The following is a 4,939-nucleotide window of genomic DNA, read 5'->3' as shown; positions in this document are numbered from 1 at the left end:
CCATCTGTTGCGACGCCTCGACTACACCGCCGAGGTCGTCGGGAGTTGGGCTCATGCGGCGCATTTGTGCGAGCAGACGCGCGAGTTCGACGGTCTGCGGTTGTCGACCCGCCGGACGGTGAAGCCATTGCCGTTTGGGGCACGCCCGCTGCCGCTTCCGACATTGGTGGCCATCGAAATCCACGATTTCCGCGCGCACCCAGCCGCATAGGGCCGCTTTGTAGCGTCGAATATCGGTGGTCCCGACGTCTGTTTCGGGTCGGGCTGCGTCAGTCCGCTCTTCAAACTCATCGCTCTGAAGCGGTCACTGGAATTCAGCGGCCGGCAAGCGGCCAGTCGGCAGTGCGTACTCCCGACCCCGACCGGCCACTCGCGCTGCTCAACAGCCGACGCTGAACGCATCGGCGATCGTTATCCCCTTTCACAGAAACACTGGCATTGCGAACGTTGTGCCCGACGGTCAGCTAAGCCATTTCGTCGAACCCCGTGCTGCATGTCAACGTTTCCCACGCATCGAACTCCGCCGCCATCACAGCAAGTTGTTTGCGTGCCAGATTGAGCGCGTCCGCGCCAAGCAGCAAATGCAAGGGCGGGTGTTCTGCCTTGACTGCCTCAATGATCGCGGCCGCGCCCTTGTCCGGATCGTTCGTTTGCTTTCCATGCGACCCCAGCAAGGCATCACGCTGTTTGCCCAATGTCTCTTCAAACTCGGGGAGACGAATGCCCGATTGCCGCATCGAACGCCCCCTGAACTCGGTCCTGAACGCGCCAGGTTCAACAACCGTCACACCCACGCCAAATGGCGCCATTTCCTTGGCCAGCGTTTCAGATAGTCCTTCAAGCGCGTACTTTGTCGCATGGTAGTAGCCGACATTGGGGAACGTCGTCAGTCCGCCGATTGAACTCACGTTGACCACGTGCCCTCTGGCCCGACGTCGCATCCCGGGCAACACAGCCTGCATCAAAGCAATGACGCCATGAACGTTGGTATCGAACTGGGCTCGAATCTCCGTGTCTTCACCCTCCTCAATAGCCGCTATATAACCGTAGCCGGCGTTGTTTACGAGTACATCGATCCGACCAAACGTGTCATTCGCAGCCTTTACGGCAGCGCTGATTTGCGCGGGGCTGGTTACATCAAGGTCGACTGCTATTGCACGGTCGCCATGAGGTTGGATAAGGTCGCGTACTGCACTGGCATTGCGCGCTGTAACGATCGCGCGATAGCCATGTTCAAGCACCTTCTCAGCCAGCGCACGACCCAGCCCGGAAGAACTGCCTGTTATCAACCATACCGAATCCTCATCAATCATCGTTTTTCTCCGTTTCGTTTCGAAATGTCGACTTCGGAAAGAATAGGTGAGACGATTCATTCAATCATCACGGATAATTCAGACGGGCCATGCAATCTGATAAAACAATGTCGCGCGGGGTTCTAGATGACCTTTTAGCCTTCGCTGCGGTAGCGCGCACGCTCAGCTTTTCTCGCGCTGCGATAGAACTGAACGTGTCCAATTCCATGCTCAGCTACACGATCAAGCGTCTCGAAACGCGGTTGGGCGTCGCGCTACTCCGGCGAACGAGCCGCAGCGTCGCGCCCACTGCCGAAGGCGAGACGTTGCTATTGACGCTGGAACCCGCGCTAGAAGCGATCGACGGTGCGCTCGAAAACCTCCGCCGCAACCGCGACCGCATTTCAGGTACCGTGCGAATTACCGCCACGCGTCAAGGATACGAGGCGGTAATCCGTCCCGTGCTGGCCGACTTCTGCGTGACTTATCCGGACGCCACGGTGGAAGTCATCATTGACTATGCGTTCCGTGACCTCGTCGCCGGACGGTTCGATGCCGGCATCCGGCTCGGCGAAAAGCTCGAACAGGACATGGTGGCGCTTCCGGTAGGACCGGACCTTCGGATGGCCGTCGTCGCGTCGCCGGAATATCTTTCAAGAAATGCTGCGCTCACTACCCCAGAAGATCTGCAGCATCACCAGTGCATCAATTACCGGATGGAATCGGCAGGAAGTCTCTATTCATGGGAGTTCGAAAACGACGGTCGTAAGTTGAGAGTGGCGTTGTCAGGACCGCTGACTTTCAACGAGCCACAACTCATGTTGCAAGCCGCCATTGATGGTCTAGGCGTTGCGTACGTGCTAGAGCACGAGGCGGCGCCTTATATAGCAACAGGACGTCTGGTTCAGGTATTGAATGACTGGTGCGCGCCCTTCACAGGATTTTTCCTTTACTACCCGTCGCGAAAGCAGGTATCTCCCGTTCTTGCGGCATTGCTGAAGCTCTTGCGAACCAAATGAGCCGGTCGAATAGCCAACCAGCACTTCGCCGACCTCTTCCTTGAGTTAGCGTAAGCATGCGCGGCAAAACTGTCGGCAAATACGCAGGGCTAGCAACCGACCGCTTGTGACCGTGTTGAGGCGGTGCCATCCGCAACTTGCTCGCAGGAAACCGGACATTGAGCGGGGGCGAACGAGACCTTCGCTAGACAAAATGGGCGACGACCTTGAGCGGCGGCTATAAATGGTCGACGGCCGCCTTATGCGCCCCCCATAGACGACGGCGCGCATGCTCGTGCAGCGGCCGGCAGAGCGCGAACCACAAGGGATGTTCAGCTACTTCGCGGCCGCCGTTCGCGTCACATTACGCTCGACATATCGCAATGATTTCACTACTCGTTTCCTCTTGGAAAGGTCCCCCGCCCCAATCGCCAAAGCATTCGATCTTTCCGAAGCCTGCCCTCGTGCTAGCGTCAGCGAGGTCCTTGTAGGCCGCGAACCGCAGTCGGCTCCTGTTGATTAGATGCGTGCCGTCGCGCTCGAAGACGGAATGCGTTTCGAACTCTACGAGTGGCTCGGCCACAGATATGCGATCGTGAAAGACGGATACCGGACCGTGCAGCTCCGAATGAACGGAGCGCGCCGAAAGCGCTGGCGTCCAGGATTCCCATGGGCGAACGACAGGGTTCCGGCTTTCGAACATGAAGCGCCCGCCGGGCACGAGCATTTCGTGGACCGCTCGCAGCATATCCGCGACTTCATCGTCGTTCAAAACACACTGAAAAGCGTGGCCTGTCATGGTCACCACTTCGAAAAGGGGACGAACGCGGCACACTAATGGCGTCACCCACTATCCATTGAACTGCCGCGGCACCACGACGTCGCCTTCCATAGCTGACCATCATCTCTGACGGATCGACCGCGGTGACTCGATGACCCGCCGTGGCCATGCGGACCGCAAAGGTTCCAGTCCCGCATCCCAGGTCGAGGACCTGCTTGGGCTGATTTCCGATTCGCTCGGCGTAGAACCTGTGGTCCAAATCTCCTGAATTTAGCAGGTCGTACAGGCTGACGAGTCTCGCATCGGAATAGAGGGCGTTTTCGACGTCGGACATTGTCTGGCGGCGCTCCAGCGGGGTTTGTTGTTGGCAATCGGTGCGATATTTCAGACCAGATACCGTCCCATTGTCAACGAGCTAGCGGTTCACGCTGAGCGACCGTTTCTGGCGTGCGCCGTGACAAGGCGGCGCTTTTCCAGTGGGTGAAAGCCCCACCCGGCAACCGCTCCAGCCGGAAGCAACCGGAGCAATCGTGGAGGTAACGAAGCGGTTGAAGCCTTCGGTGAAGCGTGTCACGAAATACGGTGACAGCGCGAGTGTGCAGGCCGTAACGCGAGTGAACGCCGAGCAAGCCTCGAAAACGTCGATGCGCAGGCTGACCCGAAAGCCATGTCGGGGAAGGCTGATACGGTTGGGTGAACGAGCAGGCAGGACGCCCAGTCGCTGCGCCGGGGTAGTGGCGACAGCATGTACACAAGGAAAGCGCGCGCAACACGGGAAGCCCCTTGGCGTGGTCAGGGATGACCAACCGGACGCCCGTGAGGGACAGGCCGGGCGCCTTGGGGTGACGGAGAGGCCCGTAGTGTGCGCTGAGCAGCGCATTGTTCAGTGAGCGTGAGCACGATAATTGATGGGCCGATGAGCGTCGAAAATGAGGGACGATCGGCCGAACAGGCTCAACTGAAGGCGATAGCGACCCGGCATCAGGAACTGGGCCGCGCGATTGTCGGCGTCACTGATGCTTGAATTCAGCGAGACGATGCCTAAACGGAGCGGGCTTTAATGGTCAGTCTGAAGGGCTGGCAACGGGTTCCGGGGTTCCTCCGGCAGTCAAGTGACATTTTCTGCGGGAGCCACTGCGTCCATCAACAAGCGTGATCACTGTAGGGCGAGTACAGCGGGGCGAGGAACCGCAGGCACTGGGCCAGCCTCGTTGGATCGTCTGGTCCAATAAAGCGTTCTAGCAGGCCGCCCGGCAAGGCGGTGGCGTCCGGCGGCGGCATCAGGTTGCCCCGGGCCACGGACCAGAACGGGGTTGCGGCGAACACGGCGCGCCACCAGTGCCGCCACCGCTGCAGGGTACGACGATGCACACCCAGCACGCGGCGCAGTTCTTCGATTCGTCGGTTCGTCACGCCTTCGCCCATCGCAGACATCAGGACCACGACGGTACCGGCGTAAGCGCGGCGCCCCAAGAATCGGACTGACGCGGGCGTGGTACGGCGCCGACACGTCTGGCAGCAGAAGCTGTGACGCCGATTTGGCGGGTCAGTTGAATCAGGTAGGCCACGAAGCTTGCGCGCATAGGTCGCGCTGTGCAAGACGCCGCCACAGTGCGCACAGCCTTTCGATTTCGCCCGCGCGGCGAGGTCGCCGTCGATGCTCGCCAGAAATGCCGCGAATAGGCTGTTGCCAACGATTTCGCTGATCATCGAGTAATCCATGGGGATGAATCTATCGAAGGATCGAATACTGGCTTCATGGTCGTCAACGAATTTGAGCAACGTGAATGAGGTTCGCCACTACGGGCACATCACGCTGGACGCCCAAAACACCCCCGAATTCCCATCAATTATCGTGCTCACGCTCA

General features: G+C 59.3%; 4 protein-coding genes and 1 pseudogene. 2 read left to right on the top strand and 3 right to left on the bottom strand.

Translation table 11 applies throughout. The features are described 5' to 3' along the window. The coding region (locus VMJ11_RS16080; protein WP_325620379.1) for a hypothetical protein at positions 1-211 on the top strand (211 nt) is incomplete at its 5' end. A 253-nt stretch (positions 212-464) separates the two neighbouring features. Here the strand turns inward: VMJ11_RS16080 and VMJ11_RS16075 are convergent. Next, positions 465-1,313 carry an oxidoreductase gene (locus tag VMJ11_RS16075; protein ID WP_325620378.1) on the bottom strand — a complete coding sequence of 283 codons (849 nt, stop codon included), beginning with the start codon at positions 1,311-1,313 and terminating at the stop codon, positions 465-467. A gap of 89 nt (positions 1,314-1,402) precedes the next feature. On the opposite strand from VMJ11_RS16075, the gene VMJ11_RS16070 reads away from it, so the two are divergent. Next, positions 1,403-2,311 (top strand): LysR family transcriptional regulator, encoded by a 909-nt coding sequence (locus VMJ11_RS16070; RefSeq protein ID WP_325620377.1) that lies wholly within the window; start codon positions 1,403-1,405, stop codon positions 2,309-2,311. Positions 2,312-2,654: 343 nt separating this feature from the next. Here VMJ11_RS16070 and VMJ11_RS16065 read toward each other — a convergent pair. Both VMJ11_RS16065 and VMJ11_RS16060 read right to left on the bottom strand, forming a co-directional pair. Further along, positions 2,655-3,405: pseudogene (locus VMJ11_RS16065) on the bottom strand (class I SAM-dependent methyltransferase). 809 nt (positions 3,406-4,214) lie between these two features. Then, positions 4,215-4,781, bottom strand: a complete 567-nt coding sequence (locus tag VMJ11_RS16060) for a hypothetical protein (protein ID WP_325620376.1) — start codon at positions 4,779-4,781, stop codon at positions 4,215-4,217. Between the last annotated feature and the right edge of the window lie 158 nt (positions 4,782-4,939).

Origin of the sequence: Paraburkholderia sp. (assembly GCF_035501035.1) — a bacterium.
Lineage (GTDB): Bacteria > Pseudomonadota > Gammaproteobacteria > Burkholderiales > Burkholderiaceae > Paraburkholderia.
The sequence above is the reverse complement of the archived record's forward strand: the minus strand, read 5'-3'. Positions and strand labels throughout refer to the sequence as shown.